Genomic DNA, 26,754 nt, shown 5'->3' on the forward strand with positions numbered 1-26,754 from the left:
GCATCGAACACGTTGACGCGGCGATGGCACGAGCGCTACAAGCGCGCCACAAAGGTGCTTGGGCAAGATCCGCCAGTGTCTCCTCTCGACCGAGATGGCGCACTGGTGGCGTAAACTTCCCAATCCCTTGGAGGGATGGCCGAGCGGTTTAAGGCACCGGTCTTGAAAACCGGCGTGGGCGCGAGTTCACCGTGGGTTCGAATCCCACTCCCTCCGCCACTACGTTTGCGACGCTAGTGAGCGACCATATCGCTATTCCAACATGACGATGGCTTCGACCTCGAAGAGCATGGGGTCGATGGCAAGCTTGGGGACGGGGACCAGGGTCTGCGCCGGCAGTGTCTCGCCGAACATTTCCTTGACGTTCCTGGTCAGCACCTCGAGCTTGGACATGTCATGATCGACCACGAACACCGTGAGCTTGGCAACCTGATCCGGCCTGGCACCGAGGGCATCGAGGGCACTGCGCAAATTCGCGTAGGCCTGCTTCACCTGGACAGCGAAGTCGGGCGACAAGGCTCCCGTGCTGTCCTGGCCGCCCTGTCCTGAGATGTAAGCCATCTTGGCTCCGCCCGGCACGATCACCGCCGCGCTGTAGCCGTTTGGCGACGGGTCGTAGAGATTTCTTGGATTGACGATGGACAGCTTGAACTCATTCGCTGTCGTGGCGGTGGGAACTCCTACGGGCATGATGATTAGGCCTCCGATAAGCAGATGCTTGATTGCTCGTGACATGGTTCTTGTCTCTTGGCTCTGCTGGCTGCGGGCAACGGACCCACGCGGCCGGCATGATCGAACTTTCGCCATCGCCATGGGATGACTCGTACACTGCGCGATTCATCATGTGGTACGACGTACGAGTCAACCGCTCAGGATCGACATTCCTGACGTCGCCTGCCAAAATTGCGGTTCCGACAGTGAGGAACACGAATGGCAGCCAAGCGTAGCGGCGCCCAGAGCAAACGGTCTCAACGGCCAAGCGCGGGACTCCAGCCCGCGCAGGAGCCACACAGAGAACCGCCCCTCTCCAGAGAACGGATCGTGGCCACCGCTGTAGAACTGCTGGACGCGGAAGGAATCGGCGGATTGTCGATGCGTCGGCTGGCTGATCGCCTCGGCTCGGGCGCGATGAGCCTGTATTGGCACGTCGACAACAAAGAGAAGGTCTTCGATCTGGCGCTCGACTCGGTGCTCGAGTATCGCGGACCGCCGCAAACCGGAGAGCCTCGAAAATGGCGCGGCGAAGTCGTCCACATGCTCGAAGACTGGCGCGCCAGCATGCTGCGCCATCCCTGGTCGGCATCGCTGTTGCCGCGCCGGGCGCTCGGCCCGAACATCCTTGGTCGCCTGGAACTGCTGAGCAAGATCTTGTCCCGAGCCGGCGTAGCGGATGCAGATTTGAACGTCGCGATATGGTCGCTCTGGAACTATGTGATGGGCGCCACCGTCACCCGGGCGAGCTTCGAGCTCTCGGATGACGACAGGGCCGTCGCGCAGCAGCGCCTTACACGCCTCAGCGAAAGCTACCCGACAATCGAACGTTCCCGTCTGCTGTTGGACAGTGATTGGGATGGCGCCTTCAGCAAAGGCCTCGACTTCATGCTTGACGGCTTCGCCGCGAGACAATGAACATTCTTCATCTCTCCGACGAGACGGTGCCCCTCAAGCCAACAGGCTCGCCACAATAATGCCGCAATCTCGCCCGTTTCGAACCACAGTCGATTAATACGCTGGCAAGAATTACCTGCGCACAAGTGGACGGGGATAACGTGCGCGAACTGTTTTTACATTTTTAGCGCAGCGGTGTTGCGATTCGACGAGCGGCGCTCGCTTGGTACTGGCAGGGGACCTGAGTAAAATGCAGAATTCGACGCGCACGCGTCTTGGTCGCGCAACCGCGATCAGCATTCTCGCGGCGACCGCTGTCTTCATTGCCGGCTGCGCATCGCAGCAGCCCAAGTCCGTGGCCAGCAAGAAGCGTTCGAAGGAATATTTCGCCGAATCCGAGTATGGCGTCAAAGCGAGCCCACGCGTCACGACCAAATTGTCGGGGCTGCAGCGCGGCGGCGGCCGCGACCAGACCGGCAAGCCCTACAAGGTGCGGGGCAAGTGGTATTATCCCAAGGAAGACAAGGACTACGCCGCCGTTGGTGCCGCCTCCTGGTATGGCGACGCGTTCCACGGCCGGCTGACCGCCAATGGCGAAGTCTATGACATGACGAATCTGACGGCGGCGCATCCGACTATGCCACTGCCGAGCTATGCCCGTGTCACCAATTCCAAGAACGGCAGTTCGGTGATCGTGCGCGTCAACGACCGGGGCCCGTATTCCAATGGCCGCGTCATCGACCTTTCCAAGCGTGCGGCAGAGATGCTCGATTACGCCCACAGCGGCACGGCCAATGTGAAGGTCGAGTATGTCGGCCGGGCACCGCTCGACGGACAGGACGACCAGTATCTGCTCGCCTCCTACCGTCCGGGCAAAGGCATGGGCGATCCGATCAATGACGGCCTGCCGACCGGCGTGATGATTGCCATGAACGGCCCGACGCCAAGCGCGGCCGTGGGGCAGGCGACTGCCTTCCCTGGCGCCATGACGGATGCAGCACCCGCGGTGACCCTTGCCAGTGCGTCTGGCAACACGCTGGCTGCGCAAGCGGCACAATTCGACCAGCCGGTCATGACGGCACAGGGGCAGGGCATCATCGAAGTGGTGCTTCCCGATTTCGGGCCGATCGCTCCCGAGCGTCCCGATGCGACGATGCCGGTTCCGCAGACCCGCATGGCAATCGCCACCATGGGTTATGCCAGCGAGCGCGTCGGCGGTGCGGCAAAAGCCTTCGACGCACTCGAAGGCAAGGCCATGTCCTCAAGCGACATCGTCGATTCCTGGAAGCGCCTCAATCCTGGTCCACGTGCCGAACAGGACTTGGAAACCTACGTTGCCGCCGGCACTTTCGAAAACGGCGAGGAAGCACGGCGCGTTGCCAAGGCGCTGTCGGCCTATGGTCGCACCTTGGTCGAACAATCCGATTTCGAAGGCAAGACCTGGTATTCGGTCGACCTCTATCCGGATGGCAAGACATCGCTCGACGCAGCGCTCAAGGCGGCCTGGTCGCATGGTGCGCCCGACGCCTTCGCCGTCCACGATTGACCGGATCTTCGGTGCGAGGACCTGTGGCTATCTGCCCGGCCACGGTTGATCCCATCGATTGAAGACTGATAGGTTCAAGGCGCTCGACCGGAATACGGGGCCGAACGGGGCAGTATCTTTCATGACCTTCAGACTATCCGCGCCGCTCACCTTGATGATCGGCCTTCTTGCGGCGCTTGCCTTCATCGGTCAGGCCCAGGCGCAACTGTTCGAGACCAAGGCCGCGCAGGCCTACATGATCGATGCCGAAACCGGCACGGTTCTGTTCTCGAAAGAGCCGGACAAGCCGATGGCGCCGGCCTCGCTGGCCAAGCTGATGACGATGGAGGTGGTGTTCAGCGCCCTCAAGACCGGCCGCTACAAGCTCGACGACACATTTGCCGTCAGCGAGAACGCCTGGCGAACCGGCGGTGCGGCATCGCGGGCCTCGACCATGTTTGCCGCCGTCAGGTCGCAGATCCGCGTCGAGGACCTGATCCAGGGCGTGACGGTGCAGCTCGCCAATGACGGCTGCATCATCCTGGCTGAAGGCATGGCTGGCTCAGAGGCCAATTTCGCCCTGCAAATGACGGAGCGTGCCCGCGAGATCGGCTTGGCGAAATCGACATTCGTCAATTCGACCGGCCTGCCGATGCCGGGCCAGACCACCAGCGTGCGCGAGTTGGCGCAACTCGGCCTGCACATCTGGCGCACCTATCCGGAATACTACCGTTACTACAGCCTGCCGGAATTCACCTGGAACAAGATCCTGCAGCGCAACCGCAACCCGCTGATCGCGATGGACATCGGCGCCGACGGCTTGGCCGCCGGCTTCACCGAAGGCGAGGGGTTCGCCATCGTAGGCTCGGTCAACCGAGAGGGGCGGCGGCTGTTTGCGGCCCTTGGCGGGCTCGCCAGCGACCGCGAGCGCTCGGAGGAAGCACGCAAGCTGCTTGATTGGGGCATGCGCGCCTTCGAGAAAAGCGAGATCTTCGCGGCCAACGAAACCGTCGGCGAAGCCCAGGTGTTCGGTGGCGTGAAATCGCATGTGAAGCTGGTGGCGCAGAAGCCGATCTCGCTGTTCCTGCCGATCACCAATCGCGAGCGGCTTGTCGCCCGCATCGTCTACAACGGCCCCGTCGCGGCACCGGTGGCGCAGGGGACGCCCATCGGCGCGCTCAAGGTCTGGATCGGCGACACGCTGAGCCAGGAGACGCCGCTCTATGCCGCCGAATCCGTCGAGGTCGGCTCGCTGCAGAGCCGCGCCCTGGACGCGGTCAAGGAACTTGCCATCGGCTGGCTGCGATAGTCGGGTGGACCTTTGCCACTCTCGACGCTAGAGCTTCGACACCTACATATGCCGTGAGGCCGTTCGTTCGGTTGAACTTGCGATACGGCGAACAGAAAGGCTTTGGAGTGGCGCGCGGCTTCTTCATCACATTCGAAGGCGGCGAGGGCGCGGGCAAGTCGACGCAGATCGAACGCCTGGCCACCAAGCTGCGCGACAAGCGCTACGACATCATCGTCACGCGGGAGCCCGGTGGCTCGCCAGGTGCGGAGGCGGTGCGACACGTGCTGCTGTCGGGTGCAGCCGAGCCCTTCGGGCCGGAGATGGAGGCGTTGCTGTTTGCAGCAGCCCGTTCCGACCATGTCGAGCAGGTGATCCGTCCGGCGGTCGAGCGCGGCGCCATCGTGCTTTGCGACCGCTTTCTCGATTCCTCGCGGGTCTACCAGGGCGTGACCGGCAACCTCGATCCCGACTTCATGACGGCCGTCGAGCGCGTTGCGATCAACGGCATGATGCCTGACATGACGCTCATCCTCGACCTCGACCCGGTGGAAGGACTGCGGCGGGCCACCGCACGGCGCGGCCAGGATGTCGCCGACCGCTTCGAGAAGGAGACGGTCGACATCCACCAGCGCCGGCGCAACGCCTATCTGGCGATCGCCGAGAACGAACCGGACCGCTGCGTGGTGATCGATGCCGCGGAGGACCAAGAAGAGGTCGAACACGCGATCACCGATGCGGTGTTTGCAGCGCTCGAGGCGCGTGCATCGGCAGGCAGCCGGGCGAGGGCGGACGCCTGATGTTCGAGCGCATCGCCCCCGAGCAGCACGACACGCTAGACGGCATTCCGGAGCCGGCGGAGAATCCGCATCTGTTCGGGCACGAGCAGGCGATCGCGATGCTGACCGCAGCCTACCGCTCCGGCAAGCTGCCGCACGCGCTGATCCTCGCCGGCCCCGTCGGCATCGGCAAGGCGACGCTTGCCTTTCACCTTGCCCATCATCTGCTGCAACACCCCGACTACCGGAGCGCGCCGGAAACGCTGGCCGATCCCGATCCGCGGTCGGGATCGTTCCGGCAGGTGGCAACCGGGGCGCATCCCGCGGTGCTGCACCTGACGCGGCCACAGAACGACAAGACCAAGGGTTTCAAGTCGGTCGTCACCGTCGACGAGATCCGCAAGGTGTCGCGCTTCCTGTCGATGACCTCGCATGACGGCGCCTACCGGGTCGTCATCGTCGATCCGGCCGACGACATGAACACCAATGCTGCCAATGCGTTGCTGAAGAATCTTGAAGAGCCGCCGGCACGCACGCTGTTCATCCTGATCGTGCATGCGCCAGGCAGCCTGTTGCCAACCATCCGTTCGCGCTGCCAGACCATTCGGTTGACGCCACTGGATGACCAAAGCCTGCTCTCGGCGCTTGCCGCTACCGACCAGCCGGCACCTGACGAGCCGGAAGCGCGCGCAGCGTTGTTCTTGCGGGCAGGGGGCAGTGCCCGCGCTGCCATCTTGCTCGCCCAGTATGGCGGGCTGGAGATTGCCGAAGCACTGGACAAGATCGTGCAGTCGGGGCGCAACGACATCGCTGCCGCCCACCGGCTGGCCGATGCCGTGGCCGGCCGCGACAGCGCCATCCAGTTCGAGATGTTCAATCGCCGGGCGCTGGACCTTCTGTCCGACACGGCGTCGCAGGCCGCGCGCGCCTCCGACCTTTCCCGGGCCAACCTTTTGTCCGATGCTTGGCACGATGCGCAAAACGCGATATCCGAGACTGAAACCTACAACCTCGACAAGAAGCAGCACGTCCTGGCCATGATCGACCGCTTGAATGCCGCGATGCGAATGTGACGCTCGTCCGAGCCGGGATGGCAATCGCCATGCCGATGCGTTATCTCACCGCGACCCTTTCATTCGACATTCATGACGGCCATCCATGTCCCGCGAAAAATTCTACATCACGACCGCGATCTCCTATCCCAACGGCAAGCCGCATATCGGCCATGCCTATGAGCTGATTGCCACCGACGCACTTGCCCGCTTCCAGCGCCATGATGGCAAGGACGTGTTCTTCCTTACCGGCACCGACGAGCACGGCATCAAGATGCTGCAGACGGCCAACCGGGAAGGCATCTCGGCGCGCGAGTTGGCAGATCGTAATTCGAATGAATTCAAGAAGATGGCGACTCTTCTGAATGCGTCGAACGATGATTTTATCCGCACCACCGAAGAGCGCCACTATGCCGCCTCGCAAGCGATCTGGAAGGCGATGGCCGACCGCGGCGACATCTACAAGAGCAGCTATGCCGGCTGGTATTCGGTGCGCGACGAAGCCTATTACGGCGAGGAAGAGACCGAGGTCCGTCCAGACAACATCCGCTACGGCCCGCAGGGCACGCCGGTCGAATGGGTCGAGGAAGAGAGCTACTTTTTCCGGCTGTCGGCCTATCAGGACAAGCTGCTGGCGCTCTACGACAACCAGCCCGACTTCATCGGCCCCAACGAGCGCCGCAACGAGGTTGCGAGCTTCGTCCGCTCGGGCCTGAAGGACCTGTCGATCTCGCGCACGACCTTCGACTGGGGCGTGCCGGTGCCGGGCGACGACAAGCACGTGATGTATGTCTGGGTCGATGCGCTGACCAACTATATCACCGCCCTTGGCTATCCCGACACCAACGCCGAGAAGTGGGCCTACTGGCCTGCCGTGCACATCATCGGCAAGGACATCGTGCGTTTCCATGCCGTGTACTGGCCGGCGTTCCTGATGTCTGCCGGCATCGAATTGCCCAAGCGCGTGTTCGGCCACGGCTTCCTGTTCAACCGCGGCGAGAAGATGTCAAAGTCGCTCGGCAACGTCGTAGACCCGTTCACGATGGTCGAGCACTACGGCCTCGACCAGGTGCGCTATTTCCTGCTGCGCGAAGTGCCGTTCGGCCAGGATGGCAGCTACAGCCATGAGGCGATCGTCAACCGCACCAATGCCGATCTTGCCAACGACCTCGGCAATCTGGCGCAGCGCTCGCTGTCGATGATCGCCAAGAACTGCAATGGCGTGGTGCCACAGCGCGGCGAACTGGCAGACGCCGACAATGCCATCCTCGACCAGGCAACCGCAGCACTGGCCACGGCACGCAAGGCAATGGCGGAGCAGGGGATCCACCACGCGCTTGCGGCGATCTTCGCCGTGGTCGCGGAAGCGAACCGCTACTTTGCGGCACAGGAGCCCTGGGCGCTGAAGAAGACCGATCCGGCGCGCATGGAAACGGTGCTGTGGACGACGGCCGAGGTGATCCGCCGCGTCGGCATCATGTGCCAGCCCTTCATTCCCGGGTCGGCATCGAAGCTGCTCGACCTGCTTGCCGTGACCGACCGGGATTTTGTTCACGTCGATGCCGCGCATGCGCTGGTCTCGGGCGCGCCTTTGCCGGCCCCCCAGCCGGTATTTCCGCGCTATGTCGAGCAGGCAACGGAAAACTGAGGCTGTCGAAAAATGCTGGTCGACAGTCACTGCCATCTCGACTTTCCTGATTTCGCCGAGGAGCGCGCGGATATCATCGCGCGCGCCAAGGCGGCCGGCGTCGAGCGCATGGTCACCATCTCGACACGCGTGAAGCGTTTCGAGCAAGTGCTTGCGATTGCTGAGGAATACGACGATGTCTATTGCTCGGTGGGGACCCATCCGCACAATGCCGATGAGGAACTCGACGTGACAGCGGCCGATCTCGTCAGGCTGTCGGTACATCCGAAAGTAGTGGCCATCGGCGAGGCGGGTCTCGATTATCACTACGACAAGTCGCCCCGCGACGCACAGGCACAGGGTCTACGGGTCCATATCGCGGCTGCGCGCGAGACCGGATTGCCGCTGGTCATCCACGCCCGCAGCGCCGACGAGGACATGGCGGCGATCCTCAGGGAAGAAACGGGGAAGGGCGCGTTCCCCTTCATCCTGCACTGCTTTTCCTCAGGCGCGGAGCTTGCACGCGTGGGTGTCGAGCTTGGCGGCTACGTCTCGTTCTCGGGCATCGTGACCTTCAAGAATTCCGGCGAGCTGCGCGACATCGCCAAGGACGTACCGCGTGAACGGCTCCTGGTCGAAACGGACGCGCCGTACCTTGCGCCGATCCCGCATCGCGGCAAGCGCAACGAGCCGGCCTACGTCGCCAACACGGCCGCCGTGCTCGCCGAGACCATTGGCGTAAGCACTGACGAGATGGCCGAGATCACGACGACCAACTTCTTCAGGCTGTTCACCAAGATGCCAAGGCCGGCCTGATGCCGGATACGCTGCGCCTCACCATTTTGGGCTGCGGCTCGTCGCCAGGCACGCCGCGCATCACCGGCGACTGGGGCGCCTGCGATCCCACCAATCCGAGGAATCGGCGCACACGCGCGGCCGCGATGGTCGAGCGCATTTCGGCTTCCGGCACGACGCGGGTGATCATCGATACGGGGCCGGATTTCCGCACCCAGATGCTGGCCGCCGGCGTCAGCCACATCGACGCCGTGGTCTACACGCATCCGCATGCCGACCATATCCACGGTATCGACGATCTCCGGGGCTATGTGCTCGAACGCCGCAGCCTGGTCGACATTTTTGCCGACGATTTTACGCTCGAGCGGCTGAAACTGGCCTTCGGCTACTGCATCGAAACGCCGCCAGGAAGCTCGTATCCGCCGATCGTGCGGCCAACCGTGATCGAGCACGACAAGCCGTTCGCCATAGTGGGAGAGGGGGGTCCCCTCTCCTTTTTGCCGCTGCCGCAGACCCATGGCGACATCGTTTCGCTCGGTTTCCGCGTCGGGCCAGTCGCCTATTGCTCGGATGTCAGCGACTTCCCGGATGCAACTGCGGCGCTGATGAAGGGACTTGATGTCCTGGTGGTCGACGCGCTGCAGCACAAGCCGCATGTCAGCCATCTTTCGCTGTCGGAGGCGCTCGACTGGATCGAGCGGCTGAAGCCCAGGCGCGCGGTGCTGACCCACATGCACGTGCCGCTGGACTACGCGGCGGTAATGTCGGCCACGCCGGCGCATGTCGAACCGGCCTATGACGGCATGACGATAGAAGTGCCATATATTTCAATGTGATATCAATGACAGATAAGGTCGATCAGAAGAGAGTCGTGAGCGGTATTTTCGTCGCCATCCCATTTCTTCTGGTTCTTACCTTCGACCATGTCTGGAACCAACCCGACGCGGCATTCGTCGCCGGATGGCTGATGTTGGCGTTGCTGCCGCTGCTGGCGGTTGCGTACCAGTGCGCTCTCAGTCTTGCGCGCTCACTACGCTTGAGCACGGCAGATAGGAGCCTCGATACAGTCTTCTGGATCGTCTTCCTCGTGCTTCCTTCGGTTCTGTGGGGCACCATCTGGGTATGCTCGTATTTGTGGTACCTCCTGACCGCGCCGCATCTGCTTGTTCCATAATATCTCTTATGCGACTAAAAAAGCACAAAGAGGGAACACCTAGAATAATATTCTAGGGAAATCATCGCTTTTGTTCGTTTTGCTTTCGTTAACGAAAGGAAGCGAAATGAAAAACATGCTCCTGCATAGCATCATGCGACCGCTCGTTGAGCGGCTCGGAACGATGCTGGCGGCCTACATGATCGCGCGTGGTCTCGATAGTGATCTGACCGCCCAACTGATGAACGCCATTGTTGCCGCGCTTCTCGTCGGCATCGATCTCCTAACAGCCTCTATGGGCCGTCACTATGACGTGTCCAGGCTGTTGAAAGACCTCCCGCGTCGGGAGGCTGACTAGTTCATCGGAGAATTAATCAGCGCTGGCGGAGCGCTGCTCGGCGGTCTGTTCGGCTCGAAAAAGCAGTCCACCACCTCCGAAATCGACTATGTGAAGATGCGGAAGAATGCGGAAGCGGGTGGGTTTAATCCCCTTACCGCTCTCCGCGCTGGTGGGGGTGCGGGGTTTACCACCACGCATTCCCCTGCCCTTGCCTCCGGCCAGTTCATCGCGGAAGCGATTGGCGGGATTGGCAACGCTATCGCGTCTATCGATCCGATGCGCGATCAAACGGCGAAGCTTGAACATCAGATCAAGCAAGCCACGCTTGCCAACATTCAGGCCGATACTGCGACCCGCTTGCGGGCGTCCATCGGCGGTGTTCCGGTGTCAACCGGTGCGCGCGTTGTGCAATCCGGCTCGCCTTTGGCGCTGCCGAAACCGGGCCAGCCGTTCGGCCCGGAAGTTCCGGCTCTGCCGAAACAGGACGAGATCATCAATCCCTTCCCGACTGGATCGGGGGTTGAAATTCCGGGCTGGTTGAAAAGCGGTGACGCTTGGGAAAGCTTCTTGGGCGACCTCGGCACAATTCCTGCGACCGCTGTTAACCTCACCGGTACGATTTATCATAACTTCCGGAAGTATCGTCCAGATGTAGATAAGTACATCCGGGATTATGCGAACCGTCCTCGTCCACCGGCAAATATAGGCATCCGTGATGCTATGGATGGCAGGTGGTGAATTACTTGTAGGCGTGAAATGCGGCTGCAACGCAACCGATCATGCCTAATGAAATACTGGCGATGAGGAAAAATGCGGTGAGGTTTAATACGAACCGGACCAATTCCAAATCCTCCAAAAAGCCCTGCGGCGCGTGTGCGCGGCGGCGGGCGAAGCTCATCAAAATACTTAATCGCTTCAAGAAAGGAAGCCGGAAATGAACGGTAACAGAACGTCAACTGTCCCTGTGGAAATCCCCAGGACAAACCGTATCGAAACCGCACGCGGTATCACCTCCCTGCCCGCTGGCAAGGCTGTGCCGATCTTCGCCTGCGGCCTGCATCGCATGGACCGTATCGTGCAGGGCCCGCTGCGGTGCTCGTTCGAACTCATGGAAACGGCGGACGTGCTTATGAACGCCGTCCGCGTAGACGTGAAGGCGTATGTCGTGCCCATGCTGGCATTCGAGCGCTTCAATGGCAGTCTCGATGTCCTCAACCGCTCTTGGGAGGGGCAGGTGCCCTACCCCACACAGGCGGTTGTTCCGTTCTACGAAACCATTCCTGCACCCGCCTATAAATTCAGTGACATTCTCGTCTATCTCGGGATGCACTCCAAGGTCGGCTCCGCCGTGAACTCGATGTTCACGGAAGCCTACAATGAAATCTTCAATTTCCGCCTGCGCAACCGCTCCAAGGCGCTCTATGCGTCGGCGGCGCGCACGCGCCTTCAGCAGAACTTGGCGCCTGCTTTCTGGAACCACGAAATGTTCGCGCACATCGTGCCGGACTATGACAGCGCCAAGGTAGACGGTATCGTCAACCTGTCCGTCGCCAACGCGAAACTGCCGGTTAAGGGCATCGGCCTTAAATCCGGCTTTGGCTGGTCTGCCGCTGGCAACACTGTTGTTCGCGGCGATGGCGGTACGGAAGTAACCGTCGCAACGGCCGGTCAGCGCTGGACCAGTCAGTCTGCGGCGGGCGAAAATCCCATGCTCAAGGAAGACCCGAATAACATCGGGTCGCTGGCGGTTTTCGCCGAACTGCAGAGCAACGGTATTACCGTCTCTCTTGCCAACATCGAGCTTGCCAAAAAGACTCAGGCATTCGCTCGGCTGCGTGAACAGTACGCCGGCCATACGGATGAATGGCTGGTCAACATGTTGATGGACGGCATCGATATTCCTGACCAGTACCTCAAGGAACCCATGCTGGTGGGCGAAGCCTCGACCATCTTCGGCTTCTCCAAGCGCTATGCGACGGATGCCGCAAACCTGACCGAGCATGTGGCTAACGGTGCAACCTTCGTTGATCTCAATATCCGTGTTCCCGTTCTCAATACGGGCGGTGTGTTGATGATCATCGCGGAGATCACGCCTGAGCAGTTGTTCGAACGGCAGAAAAACCCGTGGCTGCACCTCGACAACAATAAGCTGAACCGGCCCGATTTCGTGCGTGACTCTATGGACCCGGACAAGGTCGATATCGTCACGAATGATCGGATCGATCTCGATCACTCAGCACCGTCGGCGCGCTTCGGCTACGAGCCGATGGGAGCGCGGTGGAATAACAAAATCCCGCATATTGGCGGCAAGTTCTTCCGTCCTGTGGCGAACGCGGCATTCGATGAGGATCGCCAGCGCTTCTGGGCGGCGGAGGCACTTAATCCGACGCTCGGACCCGAGTTCTATCTGGCGACGACGATCCATACCAAGCCGTTTGCCGACACTGTGTCGGACATCGCAGAAGTCGTCATCCAGGGCGATCTGTTGATCAACGGCAACACGCAATTTGGTGCGGGCCTCATCGAAGCATCCGACGACTACGCGAAGGTACTGGCGGAAGTCGACCAGACGCGCGCCAAGCCTGCCTAACCCTCGTCCCCTGCCCTGCTAGTGGCCGTTGGTCACTAGCGGGCCTTTCAAACAAGGAAACAACGAAATGACCATCAAGCTTGGCAATCTCACGGACTGGCGTGTCCTCGACGCCAAGTCGCTCGCCTTCGTGGCGGCTGACTATGACAAAGGCAAGCCGCGGCGGTTGCGCCTCGACGTCAATTCGGAGGTCGGCTGCAACTGGTATATCCGCTTTCATCGCGTGCCGATTACCAACATGCCCGAATATCTTATCGGGGCGGAGCCGGTCCACGGCGATCCCGAGGCGGTTGAACGCTTCTTCGCGTTCATCCCTGCCGGTCTGGAAACCGTCGAATTCACCTTCGGCGGCGACTTCGAGCTTATGCCGGTTAGGCCGGATGACTGCGAAATCCTCTACTGGACCTCGGCCTCCGAGGAATACTGGACGGAAGGCGATGGCGAAACGTTCTCGACCATCTATGAGCGCCAGCAGCGCAATGAGGCGATGGAATACGTGATGTTCCAAGCCGCGCAAAACCAGCTTCGTCGCGACAAGGCCCACGCGGCGGAAATGGCTGCATTTCGGGCCGAGATCGGAGCGATGAAAAGTGAAAGACAATCTGGAATACATGGCCAGCCGCCTACGCAACATCAAGAACCTGTCAAAGAGCCCGAAGGCGGTTCGGCGTCACCCGTGGCGATCGCGCCGCCTGCAGGAGGTGCACCCGCTGACGCAAAGCCTCAAGGCGAAAACAAATGAGCATGCGGGATAAAATCCGCGCGGCTGTGGAGCGGGTTGCCGAAAGGCAATCCGTTCTACCGGACCCGAAAAGGGCTAAGCGGGTATTCCCGCCTCCCCCTCCAAAGCCCGTTGCTGACACTGGATACAGCAATGCGATGGCCGGTATGGCTCATCCCGCGTTCCTGCGGTCAATCGCGTATAGCGAAATGCAGACGCGGGCCAATGAACTCGAAGCGCATCCGCGAATACTCGAGTTCAAGAAAGGGCTCATCAAGCGCATGGCCGCGCACGGCGTGCCTATGTACGCTCATTGCGTCTGGCGAACGCCCGACGAGCAGCTAGCGCTATTGGAGCGCAAGCGAACGAAAGCCATGCCGGGCGAAAGTCCGCACAATTGGGGCTGTGCCGTCGATATCGTGCACTGTCGGTTTCACTGGGATTTGACAGAGCGGCAATGGGCCGTGATCGGCCATATTGGCAAGTATTATGCCAAGGCGGCAGGGCTCAACGTCACATGGGGCGGGGACTGGAAGTTCTATGACCCCGCCCATTGGGAACTAACGGACTGGAAACAAGTCCGTATCCCTCGCTATTCCGAACTCAAGGAACTCTGAGTTCGGAGGCGCGGACTGATTTTTGATCGAAGTATCTAAAAAATCAGTCCGTCGCCGCACTCATCTTCTTGTCCCCATGTGCAATTACTGACAGGCAATCATTTATCATGTGCAAATGCCCCGCAATGCTTGATGACGGAACGATGATTGGCTGTCGTTATTGCTCGCAATGCATTGGCCGTTCGGTTGACGACTGGACGGGCCGGTGCATTGCGGAAAGTATTCATGCAGCCGACGCCTATTTTCTCTCGCTGACCTATGGTCGCGATGAGAATGGTTCGGAAGACCATATCCGGGCGCGGCTGCTGACATACTCGGACATACAGAAGCTTATGAAGCGCTTTCGCGCTTCGGGCTATATCCCGCGCTATTTCTGCGTCGGGGAGTACGGCTCGGCCAAGGGCCGTGCGCACTGGCATGTCCTCATCTTCTGGAAAGATAATGCGCACGAGATCGGAAGGCGTATCCAGCACAACGCGGACGTGCGCGCCAAGCTTAAGCGCGGCAAAACTCTGAACGTGCCGGACGGCCCTGTGCCGCCGCACGTCAATTCCACCCGCGATGACCAGAAGCGCCATATGCAGGAGCATTGGCCGCATGGCTGGTCTACGTGGGAACGCCTCGGCGTTAGGCCAGAAGATACCGCCGCTGCTGTCCGGTACGTCTGCAAGTACCTTAACAAGGACCTCGGCGGCGAAGAAAAACAGGCGATGTGCCGAATGTCGAAAATCCCGCTGCTAGGCGCGGATTGGCTGCATCACAAGGCACGTCTGCACGTCGAGGCGGGAATTCCTCCAAAGGACCTGAAGTACGAATTTCCCGGCGTGAACCGGCCAAACGGTGAGCGCGTCCCCTTCATGCTGCGGCCGGGATCGGCTGCGGCGAAGCTGTTTTGCCAGTCCTTCGTTGATCAGTGGGCGGAAGCTCACCCAGGGCGATTTATGCCACATTCGAAGCTGGTCGAAGAATTCATAGACCCAGGCGCTTGGGAAAAGCGCAAAGCTAGCGACGAAGGACAAAGGGAATGGGAAAGAAAAGCGGACGCTCTGGAAGAGGCGGAAGTGCAAAAGGCGGTAGCCTTGGCACGGCTCCACGATTGGGAGGCAACGGCCTACGCTACAGTGTCGGTAGGCCTGCGCTATCAGCACTTGGTGCAAGCGCCTCCTCTTCCCCTTCCCCTCCAAAGCCCGTCAACGGAGCCGCTAGAGCCATTCGGCGGCTTGTGACGGCTCAAAGGATGGCGGTAGCACGTGCGGAGCACGACAGGCGCGTAGCGGCTGGGTTCTTAGCCGCACCTTCTAATGTCAAACCCCGCGTCTCGCGGCTCAATATCTCAACGGCTCTCAAGGCCACTACAACACCTAATCCGTCGCCGGTTAAAAACCGTCGCTCTGAAAAAGCGCGCGACAATCTACTAAGGTGCAAAGAAAGGCCGGAGCCGAAAAAGGACCGGAAACCGCTTGGCGGTGCCGGTCCCTCAAAAAGGTTTGTCCCTTGGTGCGGTTAAACGGGTAAAACAAGAACTAAGTTGTAACTAGGTCTTGAACCCCTACCCCAAATCACGTTATGCAGCGTTTACTTGGTATAAACCTGCCAAGGGCAAAACGAACCTAAAGCGAAACCTATACGTACTTGTACGTAGTTCCAGTTTATCTCTTATGCGACTATCGTAATGTAGGTGGTGGGTTCAAGGATGAAGTGCGACTTGCGAGAGATAACAGTGGCTTATCACTAGCAAGGAATGGTCCATGGAACGCGCCTACTCGCAGATCGATATGGAAGAACGCCGCAAGATCGCCCGTTGGCGGATAGCCGGCCTTAGCGTCAACGTTATTGCAGAAAAGCTTGGACGTCATCGTTCGACGGTTTTCCGCGAACTCAAACGCAACGCCTTTCTCGATCCGCAGATACCGGATTTGAACGGCTATTACTGTGTCACCGCCAACGAGATGGCGCGAGAGCGAAGAGCTAAATTGCGCAAGCTCGCCCGGTTCTCACACGTGCGCCAATCGGTGATCGAGCGGATCATGCATGGTTGGTCGCCGCAACAGATCGCCGGCCGAATGCGGTTGGAGCGCCATCCGATCTGCGTCAGCCACGAGACGATCTACAAGTACGCCTATTCACCGGACGGGCATGCGATCAAGCTGTGGCGACATCTGCCGGAACATCGCGCCAGGCGCCGACCGAGGCATGCCCGGCGGTGTCATGGCCGCCGTTTCAGCCCGGAACTCAGCATTCTGCACCGCCCCGACGTCGTCAGAGAGCGAAAGCAGTTTGGGCATTGGGAGTGCGACCTGATCCAGTTCCGCAAGAAGTTCGGAAAAGCCAATGTGACGTCGCTGGTCGAGCGCGTCAGCCGTTTCGCGGTGTTCCTGCGCAACAATGACCGGCAGTCGAAGCCGATCATGGACGGACTGGTTCAGGTGCTGCAATCCCTGCCCCACCTCGCCCGCCGATCGATCACCTTCGATCGTGGTACCGAGTTCACCGACTGGCCATATCTCCAAGCAGGGATCGGAACACAAACATGGTTCTGCGATCCGCAATCGCCGTGGCAAAAAGGCACGGTCGAAAACACCAATGGCCGTGCTCGGAAATGGCTCTCGAGAGAGGTCGATCCACTTTCGATCACTGACCGGGACCTGGCAGACATCTGCGAAAGGCTCAATACAACGCCGCGCAAATGCCTTGGCTTCAAGACGCCGTCCGAAGTCTTCCGGCAAAAGATGATGACGGTCCGGCGACGATCGGGCTAACTTCCGGTCGCGCAAAGTCGCGCTTCGACGAGAACTCACAGGTGGGGCTGCCCTGATCTGCAGCACCCAGAGATCAAAAAGCCGCGTCGTAGTCTACAACCACACCACCAGTCCCCGGTCTCGACTGGCAAGTGAGCACCAAGCCCGCCTCCCGTTCCCAAGGCTCGAGAACAGCGTCAGGGACAGTGTCGGCCGATCCATCAACTATCTTTGCGACGCAGGAACCGCACGTGCCACCGCCGCAGGAGTATGGCACCTTGACGCCGGTCCGGCGGGCAGCGTCGACAATGGTTTCCGCCGGGCGCGCGCTGATGACGAAGCTGCGCCCACCTAGTCGGATCTCGATTTGCCGGGATGAATCCTCGGCCTCCTGTGAGGCATTCGGCGAAGCCTTCACTGGAGCGGCCGCGGCATGGAAAGATTCAGCGTGGATCTTGCTCGGCGCAAGGCCAGCCGCATGTAGCGATGCGCTCAGATGCGCAACCATTTCGGGCGGCCCACATAGCAGCGCGTGATCTATGGCTGAAATCGGCACGGCGCATTCGCCAAGGATGGCGGCAAGCTTGCCGCCATCAATTCTACCCTGCAGCAGCCCTGCCCGATCCGGCTCGCGCGAGAGAACATGGCGCACCAAGAGCCGGGGTGCGAAGTCCTTGGCAAGCTTGTCTATCTGGCTTCGAAAGAGGATGTCCCGCTGTTTCCGGTTACCGCAGACGAGGACAAACTGACTGTCGGGCTCGCGGGCAAGCACCGTCCTGGCTATCGACAGAACCGGGGTGATGCCGGACCCGACGACGACGGCAAGGAAGACACGACCTTTTTTCCGTGCCGGCGGCACAATGAAGCGGCCCCTGGGCTCCATTACGCCAAGGATGCCGCCAGCGGTCAGGCTGCGATTGGCGAAAGACGAGAAACGTCCGCCCTCGACCTCTTTCACCGCCACCCGGATCTCGCCGTCGTCCAACCCCGAACAGATCGAATAGGAGCGCCTTACCCGCTCCCCTTCAATCTCGGCTTCCAAGGTGAGGTATTGGCCGGGGGTAAAGACGAAACGCCCCGCCAGTGCCTTGGGAATGTCGAAGACGAGAGAAACCGCATCCGCCGTTTCACGGCGGACTTGGCTCAGGGTCAATCTGTGCAGCATGTTGGCAACCATTGCTGTCGAGGTGAAGCGGCCATAGGCTGCCCTCGCCCCGAGCATCCAGCACTCTCTCAGGCAGTTTCTTTGGACGCGAGCCTCGCATATCCCCTGCTCGGCCGCTGCCACTGCGGGGCTACGGCTGGACGTTCGCCGGTAATAAGGTGCCGCATATTGGCCAGATATACCCCCACGAACGCGGCTGTTTGGGTCTCCAAGGCCGTATAGGGTCCGGGCCTGTAGGCCCTGGAGGTAACGCCCTCGGCATTGTGTTCGGTGATCGTCTTGTCTTGCGCGGTCGTCACGTCCCACATCCACGTAATGGCATCGGTGTCGATGTCGGCATCTGCATCCTTGTCGACCAGCCAAGTCAGGACGACGTCGGTTTCCGTGGCACTGCGCGGTATCATCTGGAACAGGGTGACGTAATCGTTCGCCGAACTTACGAATGACAGCCGGCCAAGCAGGAACCCGGTTTCGCCACCATCATAGGAGGTGCGTCCCCCCATCAGGCACGAGACGGGCTGGCCGTCGTCGGAAAGAGTCATGCGGCCAGGACCAATTGGCTTGCGGTACATGCCGAACGGCGCTGTGTCGATATCTCCGGATTCCCATGCGCCCTTGTTGAATTCGGTGTCACCAATGACGCTATGCCAGGCTTCGAGTTCTTCCTGCCATTGCACTGCCTTGTCTTCGTCCCGCATGGCCGTGACCTTCACATGGGCGTTGACCCTGAAGTATTCCGGATGCGCAGGCCGGCAGTGATAGCATTCGGTGAAGTTCTCGAGCACCAGCTTCCAATTGGCCTTGGTGGGATACGTCTTGCGGGCTGCAATGCGCGCCCGGTCGATGCCGTTCTGGCGCAATCCGTCTATCAGCGCATCGGCGACAGGCTGGACATCCGGCAGGCTGGTTTCGTCAAGCCCGCACAGCACGAGGCCGCCGATACATTTCGTCGGGACGCGATGCAGGCCGAGCGCTTCGGGGTCGACATCCGCCGGAACATCCTGCCGGGTCTGCAATTCCCCGGTCAGCCTGAAGGACCAGGCGTGATACGGGCAGACCAGCAGCCTGCTGCGACCATCCTCAGTGCACAGGCGTGAGCCACGATGGGTGCAGACATTGTAGTAGGCCGCGATGTCTTCTTCGCCGTCGCCGAAACGAACGACGATGATTTCCTCGTCGAAGAGCTTTCGCACGATGTAGCGCCCCTTCTCCGGCACCTCGCTGGCATGAGCCACCAGCGACCATTCCCGTGGGAACAACAATTCGCGCTCCAGCTCGAAGATGGCAGGGTCGACATAAAACGGCTGCTCCAGCGACCAGTTGGGGCGGCTGCGATCGATCAACCCGACGATCTTGGCGCGGTCAGGGTGAAGTCCGTTTGTTGTTGCACCTGACACCAGGAAACTCCTTCGATCTGAGCTAATCATGACTATTAGTCAGGAAATTGCGATACAAGGCCTTGGATTGCAAATATGTAAGTGGCATTCTATCATAACAAAAAGATATTGAACGCGAGGCGAGCCGGCAGCCAACCATGAAGACACTGAAGACCTCGCTGCCGCTTCTCAATGCAATGGTCGTGTTTGAATCGGCCGCACGAAATGGCGGGCTCACAACGGCAGCGGAAGAGCTCAACATCGCGCAGTCAGCGGTCAGTCGGCATGTCGCCAACCTCGAGCGCCAATTGTCGGTCACCCTTTTCACGCGCAAGGGAAACCGGGTCTTCCTGACCGATGCCGGCAGCACGCTCGCCGAGGCGATCCGCGACGGGCTGGGCACCATACGTGAGGCGGTGGAGCGACTGCAGGCCCCGGATCGGGACACATTTGTGGTCGGCAGCAGCTTTGACATAGCGCAAATGTGGCTCATGCCCCGGTTCGATCTGGTCGCGTCGCGTATCCCCAACGGCCAGGTGATGTTGTTGACATCCAACGACTACAAGGACTTCGACCAACCCGACGTGGCACTGTCGATACGCTTTGGAACGCCTGAGGAATGGCCGGGACTGGTTGCCAGGAAACTGTTCGACGGCGAGTGGTTTCCGGTCTGCTCGCCGGCCTTTCTTGAGCGACATCCGCTGGCGTCGGAGTTTCCGCAAGCGTTCCTCGATATCCCGCTTTTGCACCTGATCACCCAACCGGGAGCCGTCGACAGCTGGCAGTCGTGGATTGGCACCGAACGGCCCCTCGATGGCCCGCGATTCACCAGCTATCTGTCGATGATGCATGAGACCATCGCCGGTCGGGGTGCTGCCCTTGCGTGGGCGGGCTTCATCGAAGAACACCTGCGGCTTGGTCAGTTGGTGCGCCTGACCAGCACGTCGCGGCGGCACCACAGTTCATTCTACATAGTGACGCGCACGAAAACGAGCCCGGCCATTCAGGCCGTCGTACAAGCGCTCATCGGTTCCGTGGCAGACCAAACACTGCAAGGCTGAGGTCTGCTCACGCCGCCAGCCGAGGCCGAATGAGTTGCGCAGCAACGTTTGCTGCGCAACTAGGGTCAGGCGGCGTCTGTCGGGTTATGCCTCCAGCCAGGCGCGCGATGCGACGTAGCCGTTCGACAGGTCGTTGCCGACATCGTGGACATAGCCCTTGAGCTCCTTCGTCGCGGCAAGAAGGTGGTCGTTGAAGACCGGGGTGATCGAGCCGCCTTCATCGCGCACCATCACTGCCGCGGCATGATAAAGCTCTTTGCGCTTGGCCTCGTCGGCCTCGACGCGCGCTTGCTTGATCAGCTTGTCGAAGTCAGGCCGCTTGAAGTTGGTCTCGTTGGCAGGCGAGTCCGAAGTGTGCTCGGTCGAATACATCAGATCCTGGGACAGGCGGCTGCCGTAGTAGGACATGCAGAACGGTGCTGCGCGCCAGACATTGGTCCAGTAGCCGTCTGCAGGTTCGCGCTTCACTTCGATGGCAATGCCGGCCTTCTTGGCGCTTTCCTGATACAGCAACGCGCCATCGACCGCGCCGGCATAGACCCCATCCGAGGTTCTGAGCACGATCGGCCCGTCATGACCGGACTTCTTGAAATGGAACGCAGCCTTGTCCGGATCGTAGCTGCGCTGCTCGATCTCGGCTGGGAAATACGGGTAGGTGGAATTGATCGGGAAATCGTTGCCGATCGTGCCGTAGCCGCCAAGGACGGTCTGCAGCATGGCCTCGCGGTCGATGGCATATTTGAGGGCAAGCCGCAGGTCGTTGTTGTCGAACGGTGCCTTGTCGACCTGCATCGGAAAGGTGTAGTGGCCGCGGCTCGGCGTGTTCAGGATCTGCACTCCCGGTGCTCGCTTGAGCAGCGGCACGGTCTTGGCACTGACGCTGTTGATGAGGTGGACGCGCCCGGCTGAAACCGCCGCGATACGGGCGGTTGGGTCATTCATCGCGATGATCTCGAAGCTGTCGACATGGCCGCGCTCGCGCCAGTCGTTCTTGTTCTTCTCAAACAGCGCCCGCACGCCCGGCTCGAAACTGACCAGCTTGTATGGCCCGGTGCCGACGCCCTCGCCCGGGTTGTCGTAGCCGCCGTTCGGCTGGATCACCAGGTGATAGGCCGTGAAGATCAGCGGCAAGTCGACATTGCTCTCGGAGAGCTTGACGACAAGATCGTTGCCGCTGCCCTCGATCGAGGTGATCGCCCGCAGAAAGCCGAGCGCGCCCGAACGCGACTTCTCATCGCTGTGGCGCTGCAGCGTTTTGACGACATCGTCGACAGTCAGCTTCTTGCCGTTGTGGAACTGGACGTCGTTGCGGATCTTGAAGGTCCAGGTCTTGGAATTGTCCGAGGATTCCCAGCTCTCGGCGATGGAAGGTATAGCCTTGCCGGTCACTGGATCGCTTTCGACCAGATGGTCGCCGAAGCTGCGGGCAAGGCAGAAGGCGATGGCACTGATGTAGGCGGCTGGGTCAAGCGAATCCGTCGATGACCCGCCATCGAGCCCAAGCTTGAGATGTCCGCCCTTGACCGGCGTGCCTGCCTGCTCGGTTTGTGCCCATGCCGTACCCATTCCACTGCCCAGCAGCAGGCCCGCACCGATCGATCCCTTGAGGAAGTCGCGACGGCTGGCCGCGAGGTCCATTCCGAAAAGTCCTGATTTCTTCATTGCTCTCCCCTATTTGATCTGTCGAAATTCAACTGGATAGGTTCAGCGCGGGCCCTGCAGCGGGCACGCGGCTTTGACCCGCGAACTGGTCTGCCTATTTCCAGACCTGCCGCGCCAAGCGCAGGAAATTCCCGCCCAGGACACCGCGCACGGTCTCGTCGGCATGTCCGCGCCGGAGAAGGATCTCGGTCATCTCGGCAAGCTGCGCAGGCTCGGCATAGACGGTGGGTGTCGTGCCGTATCCCTCGCTCAGCGGCCAGAACTGAGGATTTGCCGCCAGAATCTCCTGGATACCCGCCATGTCCACCGGGAAAGCGTAGTCGAGGCCTATGCCGACATGAGCCGGTCCGGCGACGTCGAGCAGATATTCGACGTGGTCGGCCAAGCTGTCGGAACTGGCCTTGTCGTCGCCCAGGAACTTGCTGAGACCGACGATGCCGACGATGCCGCCCGTCTTGGCGCATGCCCTGATCTGATCGTCGGTGATATTGCGGCCATGGCCACACAGCGCCTTGGGATTGGAATGCGAAAAGATGACCGGCCGGTCGGAATACTCCATCACATCCATGGTGGTGCGGTGGCCGCAATGGGTCACATCGACGAACATGCCGAGACGGTTCATCTCGTCGATCACCTGCCGGCCGAAAGCTGTCAGGCCACTGTCGTCGTCGTGGCAGCCACCGCCGGCCAGATTGTTGCGATTGTAGGCGAACAGCATCTGGCGGACACCGAGGTGATGGTAGAACTCGACCATCTCGATGCGGCCGTCGAGTGCGTTCATGCCCTCGAGGTCGAAGGTGATGGCGAGCTTGCCCTGCGCCTTGGCCTGCAGTGCCTCGTCGGCGCTTGTCACCAGCGTGTAGTGCTCGGGATGGGCGTTGATCCAACGACGGAAAGCAGCCAGCGTCCTGACCGTGTCCTGCCACGACATCAGGTCGAAGCCGACATCGATGGACAGATAGTTGATGCCGGCGTCGCGCCAGATCTGGAGATTGTTCAGGTCAGCAACCGGGTCGGGCATGAAGCCGGAATGGGTGTCCCAGACAAGGGCGTCGGCATAGAGCTTCCTGGCCCGTTCGCTGATGGTTATCTCAGTCATGATCTCTCCAATTCCATGGCCGCGCCGGGCACCTGGGTGACGACGCGGCGTCCGTCCAAAACACGTTCCAACCAGCCGATTTCCATTTCGGGCACCGACCTGAGCAGCAGGTCGGTGTAGTCGTCGAAGGGGGGCGACAGCACCGCAGACTTGACGCCTTCGCGCACCACCTTGCCGCGATGCATGACCGCGACACGGTCGGCAATGGCGCGAACGATGGCGATGTCGTGGGTGATGAACAGGTAAGAAACCGCCGTCTCCTCCTGCAGGCGCAGCAGGAGCTTCAAGATGCCCTCGGCCACCAGCGGATCGAGCGCCGACGTCGGCTCGTCGCACAGGATCAGCTCAGGCTTGGCGGCAAGCGCGCGGGCTATGGCGATGCGCTGTTTCTGGCCGCCCGACAGCTCGGCTGGGAAGCGATCGAGGAACTGCGGTCCCATCTCGATCTGGTCGAGCAGTTCCTTGACCCGCTCGGTCTTGGCCTTGCCACGCATGCCGAAATAAAGCGTCAGCGGACGGCCGACGATGTCGCGGATCTTCTGCCGTGGGTTCATCGCCGTATCGGCCATCTGGTAAATCATCTGGATGCGCCGCAACTGCTCGCGTGAGCGGTCCTTGCGCGCTGGCGGCAACGCTGCCCCGTTGAACGACACCGTCCCTGCCTTCGGTGGCAAGAGGCCTGTTATGACGCGGGCAAGCGTGGATTTGCCTGAACCGGATTCGCCGACGACGGCAAGCGTCTGCCCCTTGGGCAGGATCAGGGAAACATCGTGCAGGACATCCATCTCCGAGTAGCCGGCTGTCATCCCCGCGACGCGCAGCTGTGCGTCGTCCGAGGGTAGCGCCTCCTGCCGCATGGTCTGGCGGATGCTGACCAAGGCTTTGGTGTAGTCTTCACGCGGCGCTTCGATGATCTGCCGCGTCGAGCCGTATTCCACCGTCTTGCCATGGCGCAGCACCATGATGTCGTCGGAAATCTGCGCCACCACGGCAAGATCATGCGTGATGTAGAGCGCTGCCGTCTGCGTCTCGACAATGGCATGCTTGATCGCGGCGAGAACCTCGATCTGGGTGGTGACATCAAGTGCCGTGGTCGGCTCGTCGAAAACGATGAGCTCCGGGTTCGCGCACAGCGCCATCGCGGTCATGGCCCGCTGGAGCTGCCCCCCGGAGACCTGGTGCGGGAAACGTTCGCCGAAGGTATCGGGGTCAGGCAGGCCGAGAATGCCGAACAGGTAGGCCGCCCGCTTGATCGCCTCCGCCCGCGTCATGATGCCGTGGCGGATGCTCGCCTCGATCACCTGCCGACCGAGCTTGTGGGCAGGATTGAACGCGGCGGCGGCCGACTGCGCGACGTAGGCGACGCGCGCGCCGCGAACGGCACGGATGCCGCGCAAGCCAAGCTTGGCGATGTCCTGTCCGTCGAGCAGGATCTGCCCGCCCTCTATGCGCACCCCGCCCCTGCCATAAGCCAGGGCCGACAGCCCGATCGTCGACTTGCCGGCACCCGACTCGCCAATGAGACCGAGTACCCTGCCCTTGCCGACGTCGAAGGAAACATCGTCGACCAGCACCAGATTGGTCGCGGTGCCATCGGGCTGGCGTGCGGTGACCTCGATACGCAGGTTCTTGACGGACAGCATCTCAGGCATTGTCGCGAGCGCCCTTCAGGCTGGACGTGGTGTTGATCAGCCAGTCGACGACGAGGTTCACGCAGACGACCAGGAAGGCGATCGCGGCACCCGGCGTGAGCGACGCCGAAACACCGAAGATGATGCCGTCCTTGTTGTCCTTGACCATGCCGCCCCAGTCGGCAATCGGCGGCTGGATGCCGAGCCCCAGGAACGAGAGCGTCGACAAGAACAGGATCGAGAAGGCGAAACGCAGACCGAACTCGCCAAGCAGCGGCGCCAGCGTGTTGGGCAGGATCTCGCGGAAGATGATCCAGAGCTTGCCTTCGCCGCGTAGCCAGGCGGCCTCGACGAAATCCATGACGCTGACATCGAGGGCGACGGCGCGGCCGACACGGTAGACCCGCGTCGAGTCGATCACGGCCATGACGACGATCAGGATCCAGATGTTCTGTGGCAGGACCGCGAGCACGACCAGCGCCAGGATGAGCGCCGGGACCGACATCAAAAGATCGTTCAGCCGCGACAGCAACTGGTCGACCACGCCGCCAGAGACCACGGCGGTGAAGCTCAGGAACATGCCGATGGAAAACGAGATCACCGTTGCCGACAGTGCCACGAAAAGTGTTGCCCGCGCGCCGTAGATGAGCCGCGACAGCAGATCGCGTCCAAGGTTATCGGTGCCGAGCAAGAAGTCGCCGCCCATCGGCGCCCAGACTTCGCCGACAATGGCGCTTTCATCATAGGGCGCGATGACAGGAGCGAAGATCGCGCAGGCGAAGACAAGCAATATGCCCGCAAGGCCGATCCGCGCGCTCATTGGCATTGATCGCAATGTCATCGTGGATGCCTCAGTCGCGGATTGGCCAGGATCGAGACGATGTCGGCGACCATGTTCAGCACGATGTACAAGGCAGCGAAGATCAGCCCGCAGCCCTGGACGACGGGCATGTCGCGCATCGTCACGGCATCCACCATGTATTGGCCGATGCCGGGGTAGACGAACACCACCTCGACGACGACCACACCGACGACGAGCGCGGCAAGATTGAGCGCAATCACGGTGACGACCGGCGCTATCGCATTGGGCGCGGCGTGCTCGGCGATGATGCGCAACGCCGAAAGCCCCTTGAGTTCGGCGGTCTCGACATAGGGTGAAGACATGACGTTCATGATCGCCGAGCGGGTCATGCGCATCATGTGCGCCAGCACCACGATCACAAGTGTCATCACCGGAAGGGCTATCGTCGCAAGCCGCTCGCCAAGACCCATGCCGTCATAGACGGTGGCCGGAAAGGAAGCGACGCCCAGCTGGACGGTGAATAACTGGATCAGCAGATAGCCGATGAAGAATTCGGGCAGCGAGATCGCGGCCAAAGACAGGATGCTGATGACCTTGTCGGGGATGCGGTTGCGGTAGAGCACCGCAATCATGCCAAGTGCCAGTGCCAGCGGGATTGCGATGAGTGCTGCAACGCCGGCAAGCAGTAGCGAATTGCCAAGCCGCTTCCATATCTGGTCGCCGACCGAGTTGCGATTGGACCAAGAGGTACCGAAGTCGCCCTGGACGATGCCGCCGAGCCAACTGAGATAGCGCTCGGTCATCGGGCGATCGAGATCGAGCTCCTCTCGGATGTTGGCGATGGCCTGCGGGGTGGCGTCCTGGCCGAGATAGGTCGATGCGAAATCGCCCGGCAAGGCCTCGACGCCGCCGAAGATCAGCATCGAAGCCGCGACCAGCAAGCCGAAGCCAAGGAGAATGCGGCGCACGACCATCTGGCTGAGCGAATTGCGCAGTGGCGTCTGACGGGCAGACGCTACTGGCTTGCTTGAGACCGGCTCCTCGAGGGACGATGTCATCGTGCGCCCATGCCCTGCGGGCACGCGATCGATGTCGTATCCCTATCGACACAGAAGTATCTCAAGC

Annotated in this window: 26 protein-coding genes and 1 tRNA gene; 18 read left to right on the top strand and 9 right to left on the bottom strand. The window is 61.0% G+C overall.

Annotation, left to right across the window (positions count from 1 at the left end; genetic code table 11):
- Window positions 1–129 precede the first annotated feature (129 nt).
- Window positions 130–219, top strand: a tRNA-Ser gene (locus O1Y97_RS16175).
- A 33-nt stretch (window positions 220–252) separates the two neighbouring features.
- Here the strand turns inward: O1Y97_RS16175 and O1Y97_RS16180 are convergent.
- Window positions 253–735, bottom strand: coding sequence for a RidA family protein (locus tag O1Y97_RS16180; RefSeq protein ID WP_318761680.1), 483 nt, complete (start codon window positions 733–735; stop codon window positions 253–255).
- 195 nt (window positions 736–930) lie between these two features.
- On the opposite strand from O1Y97_RS16180, the gene O1Y97_RS16185 reads away from it, so the two are divergent.
- The 11 genes from O1Y97_RS16185 to O1Y97_RS16235 all read left to right on the top strand — a co-directional run bounded on the left by O1Y97_RS16185 (window position 931) and on the right by O1Y97_RS16235 (window position 10,905).
- A complete protein-coding gene (locus tag O1Y97_RS16185) occupies window positions 931–1,629 on the top strand; it encodes a TetR/AcrR family transcriptional regulator (RefSeq protein ID WP_318761681.1) in 699 nt (232 codons plus the stop codon).
- 229 nt (window positions 1,630–1,858) lie between these two features.
- A complete protein-coding gene (locus tag O1Y97_RS16190; protein WP_318761682.1) occupies window positions 1,859–3,154 on the top strand; it encodes a septal ring lytic transglycosylase RlpA family protein in 1,296 nt (431 codons plus the stop codon).
- 154 nt (window positions 3,155–3,308) lie between these two features.
- Window positions 3,309–4,442 (top strand): D-alanyl-D-alanine carboxypeptidase family protein, encoded by a 1,134-nt coding sequence (locus O1Y97_RS16195; RefSeq protein ID WP_318764226.1) that lies wholly within the window; start codon window positions 3,309–3,311, stop codon window positions 4,440–4,442.
- A 107-nt stretch (window positions 4,443–4,549) separates the two neighbouring features.
- A complete protein-coding gene (tmk, locus tag O1Y97_RS16200) occupies window positions 4,550–5,221 on the top strand; it encodes a dTMP kinase (protein WP_318761683.1) in 672 nt (223 codons plus the stop codon).
- Complete coding sequence (locus O1Y97_RS16205) at window positions 5,218–6,273, top strand: DNA polymerase III subunit delta' (RefSeq protein WP_318764227.1); 1,056 nt, start codon at window positions 5,218–5,220, stop codon at window positions 6,271–6,273. Before tmk ends, O1Y97_RS16205 begins: the two co-directional genes overlap by 4 nt.
- Window positions 6,274–6,358: 85 nt before the next feature.
- Window positions 6,359–7,900: a methionine--tRNA ligase gene (metG, locus tag O1Y97_RS16210; protein WP_318761684.1), complete on the top strand. Its 1,542-nt coding sequence runs from the start codon at window positions 6,359–6,361 to the stop codon at window positions 7,898–7,900.
- Window positions 7,901–7,912: 12 nt separating this feature from the next.
- Entirely contained in the window at window positions 7,913–8,695 is a 783-nt protein-coding gene (locus O1Y97_RS16215; protein WP_318761685.1) for a TatD family hydrolase, read from the top strand.
- On the top strand, window positions 8,695–9,510 hold the full coding sequence (locus tag O1Y97_RS16220; protein WP_318761686.1) for an MBL fold metallo-hydrolase: 816 nt from the start codon (window positions 8,695–8,697) through the stop codon (window positions 9,508–9,510). The genes O1Y97_RS16215 and O1Y97_RS16220 overlap by 1 nt, the downstream gene beginning before the upstream one ends.
- 5 nt (window positions 9,511–9,515) lie before the next feature.
- Entirely contained in the window at window positions 9,516–9,848 is a 333-nt protein-coding gene (locus tag O1Y97_RS16225; RefSeq protein ID WP_318761687.1) for a hypothetical protein, read from the top strand.
- Window positions 9,849–9,954: 106 nt separating this feature from the next.
- Window positions 9,955–10,185, top strand: coding sequence for a hypothetical protein (locus O1Y97_RS16230; protein ID WP_318761688.1), 231 nt, complete (start codon window positions 9,955–9,957; stop codon window positions 10,183–10,185).
- Window positions 10,186–10,275: 90 nt separating this feature from the next.
- Window positions 10,276–10,905 (top strand): hypothetical protein, encoded by a 630-nt coding sequence (locus tag O1Y97_RS16235; protein WP_318761689.1) that lies wholly within the window; start codon window positions 10,276–10,278, stop codon window positions 10,903–10,905.
- 1 nt (window position 10,906) lies between these two features.
- Here O1Y97_RS16235 and O1Y97_RS16240 read toward each other — a convergent pair whose 3' ends face one another.
- Window positions 10,907–11,065 carry a hypothetical protein gene (locus tag O1Y97_RS16240; protein ID WP_318761690.1) on the bottom strand — a complete coding sequence of 53 codons (159 nt, stop codon included), beginning with the start codon at window positions 11,063–11,065 and terminating at the stop codon, window positions 10,907–10,909.
- A gap of 36 nt (window positions 11,066–11,101) precedes the next feature.
- Here O1Y97_RS16240 and O1Y97_RS16245 point away from each other — a divergent pair, with 36 nt between their 5' ends.
- The 5 genes from O1Y97_RS16245 to O1Y97_RS16265 all read left to right on the top strand — a co-directional run bounded on the left by O1Y97_RS16245 (window position 11,102) and on the right by O1Y97_RS16265 (window position 16,854).
- On the top strand, window positions 11,102–12,757 hold the full coding sequence (locus O1Y97_RS16245) for a hypothetical protein (protein WP_318761691.1): 1,656 nt from the start codon (window positions 11,102–11,104) through the stop codon (window positions 12,755–12,757).
- A 67-nt stretch (window positions 12,758–12,824) separates the two neighbouring features.
- A complete protein-coding gene (locus O1Y97_RS16250; RefSeq protein ID WP_318761692.1) occupies window positions 12,825–13,499 on the top strand; it encodes a hypothetical protein in 675 nt (224 codons plus the stop codon).
- Window positions 13,496–14,095: a M15 family metallopeptidase gene (locus tag O1Y97_RS16255; RefSeq protein WP_318761693.1), complete on the top strand. Its 600-nt coding sequence runs from the start codon at window positions 13,496–13,498 to the stop codon at window positions 14,093–14,095. Before O1Y97_RS16250 ends, O1Y97_RS16255 begins: the two co-directional genes overlap by 4 nt.
- Window positions 14,096–14,220: 125 nt before the next feature.
- On the top strand, window positions 14,221–15,321 hold the full coding sequence (locus tag O1Y97_RS16260) for a rolling circle replication-associated protein (protein WP_318761694.1): 1,101 nt from the start codon (window positions 14,221–14,223) through the stop codon (window positions 15,319–15,321).
- A gap of 522 nt (window positions 15,322–15,843) precedes the next feature.
- Window positions 15,844–16,854, top strand: a complete 1,011-nt coding sequence (locus O1Y97_RS16265) for an IS30 family transposase (RefSeq protein WP_108608145.1) — start codon at window positions 15,844–15,846, stop codon at window positions 16,852–16,854.
- A 73-nt stretch (window positions 16,855–16,927) separates the two neighbouring features.
- On the opposite strand, the gene O1Y97_RS16270 is transcribed toward O1Y97_RS16265, so the two are convergent.
- The gene (locus O1Y97_RS16270; RefSeq protein WP_318761695.1) at window positions 16,928–18,055 is read right to left on the bottom strand and encodes a 2Fe-2S iron-sulfur cluster-binding protein; all 1,128 of its coding nucleotides are present in this window, start codon (window positions 18,053–18,055) and stop codon (window positions 16,928–16,930) included.
- Window positions 18,056–18,066: 11 nt separating this feature from the next.
- Window positions 18,067–19,395 (bottom strand): aromatic ring-hydroxylating oxygenase subunit alpha, encoded by a 1,329-nt coding sequence (locus O1Y97_RS16275; protein WP_199914485.1) that lies wholly within the window; start codon window positions 19,393–19,395, stop codon window positions 18,067–18,069.
- 137 nt (window positions 19,396–19,532) lie between these two features.
- Here O1Y97_RS16275 and O1Y97_RS16280 point away from each other — a divergent pair, with 137 nt between their 5' ends.
- Window positions 19,533–20,435, top strand: a complete 903-nt coding sequence (locus O1Y97_RS16280; RefSeq protein WP_318761696.1) for a LysR family transcriptional regulator — start codon at window positions 19,533–19,535, stop codon at window positions 20,433–20,435.
- An 84-nt stretch (window positions 20,436–20,519) separates the two neighbouring features.
- Here O1Y97_RS16280 and O1Y97_RS16285 read toward each other — a convergent pair whose 3' ends face one another.
- The 5 genes from O1Y97_RS16285 to O1Y97_RS16305 all read right to left on the bottom strand — a co-directional run bounded on the left by O1Y97_RS16285 (window position 20,520) and on the right by O1Y97_RS16305 (window position 26,687).
- Complete coding sequence (locus O1Y97_RS16285; RefSeq protein ID WP_108608148.1) at window positions 20,520–22,097, bottom strand: ABC transporter substrate-binding protein; 1,578 nt, start codon at window positions 22,095–22,097, stop codon at window positions 20,520–20,522.
- A gap of 94 nt (window positions 22,098–22,191) precedes the next feature.
- Window positions 22,192–23,196, bottom strand: a complete 1,005-nt coding sequence (locus O1Y97_RS16290; protein WP_318761697.1) for a dipeptidase — start codon at window positions 23,194–23,196, stop codon at window positions 22,192–22,194.
- On the bottom strand, window positions 23,193–24,848 hold the full coding sequence (locus O1Y97_RS16295; RefSeq protein WP_318761698.1) for an ABC transporter ATP-binding protein: 1,656 nt from the start codon (window positions 24,846–24,848) through the stop codon (window positions 23,193–23,195). The genes O1Y97_RS16290 and O1Y97_RS16295 overlap by 4 nt, the downstream gene beginning before the upstream one ends.
- Window positions 24,841–25,668: an ABC transporter permease gene (locus O1Y97_RS16300; RefSeq protein WP_108608150.1), complete on the bottom strand. Its 828-nt coding sequence runs from the start codon at window positions 25,666–25,668 to the stop codon at window positions 24,841–24,843. Before O1Y97_RS16300 ends, O1Y97_RS16295 begins: the two co-directional genes overlap by 8 nt.
- Complete coding sequence (locus O1Y97_RS16305; RefSeq protein ID WP_318761699.1) at window positions 25,665–26,687, bottom strand: ABC transporter permease; 1,023 nt, start codon at window positions 26,685–26,687, stop codon at window positions 25,665–25,667. Before O1Y97_RS16305 ends, O1Y97_RS16300 begins: the two co-directional genes overlap by 4 nt.
- Between the last annotated feature and the right edge of the window lie 67 nt (window positions 26,688–26,754).

The organism is Aminobacter niigataensis (assembly GCF_946995915.1).
In the GTDB taxonomy this organism is placed as follows: Bacteria; Pseudomonadota; Alphaproteobacteria; order Rhizobiales; family Rhizobiaceae; genus Aminobacter; species Aminobacter niigataensis.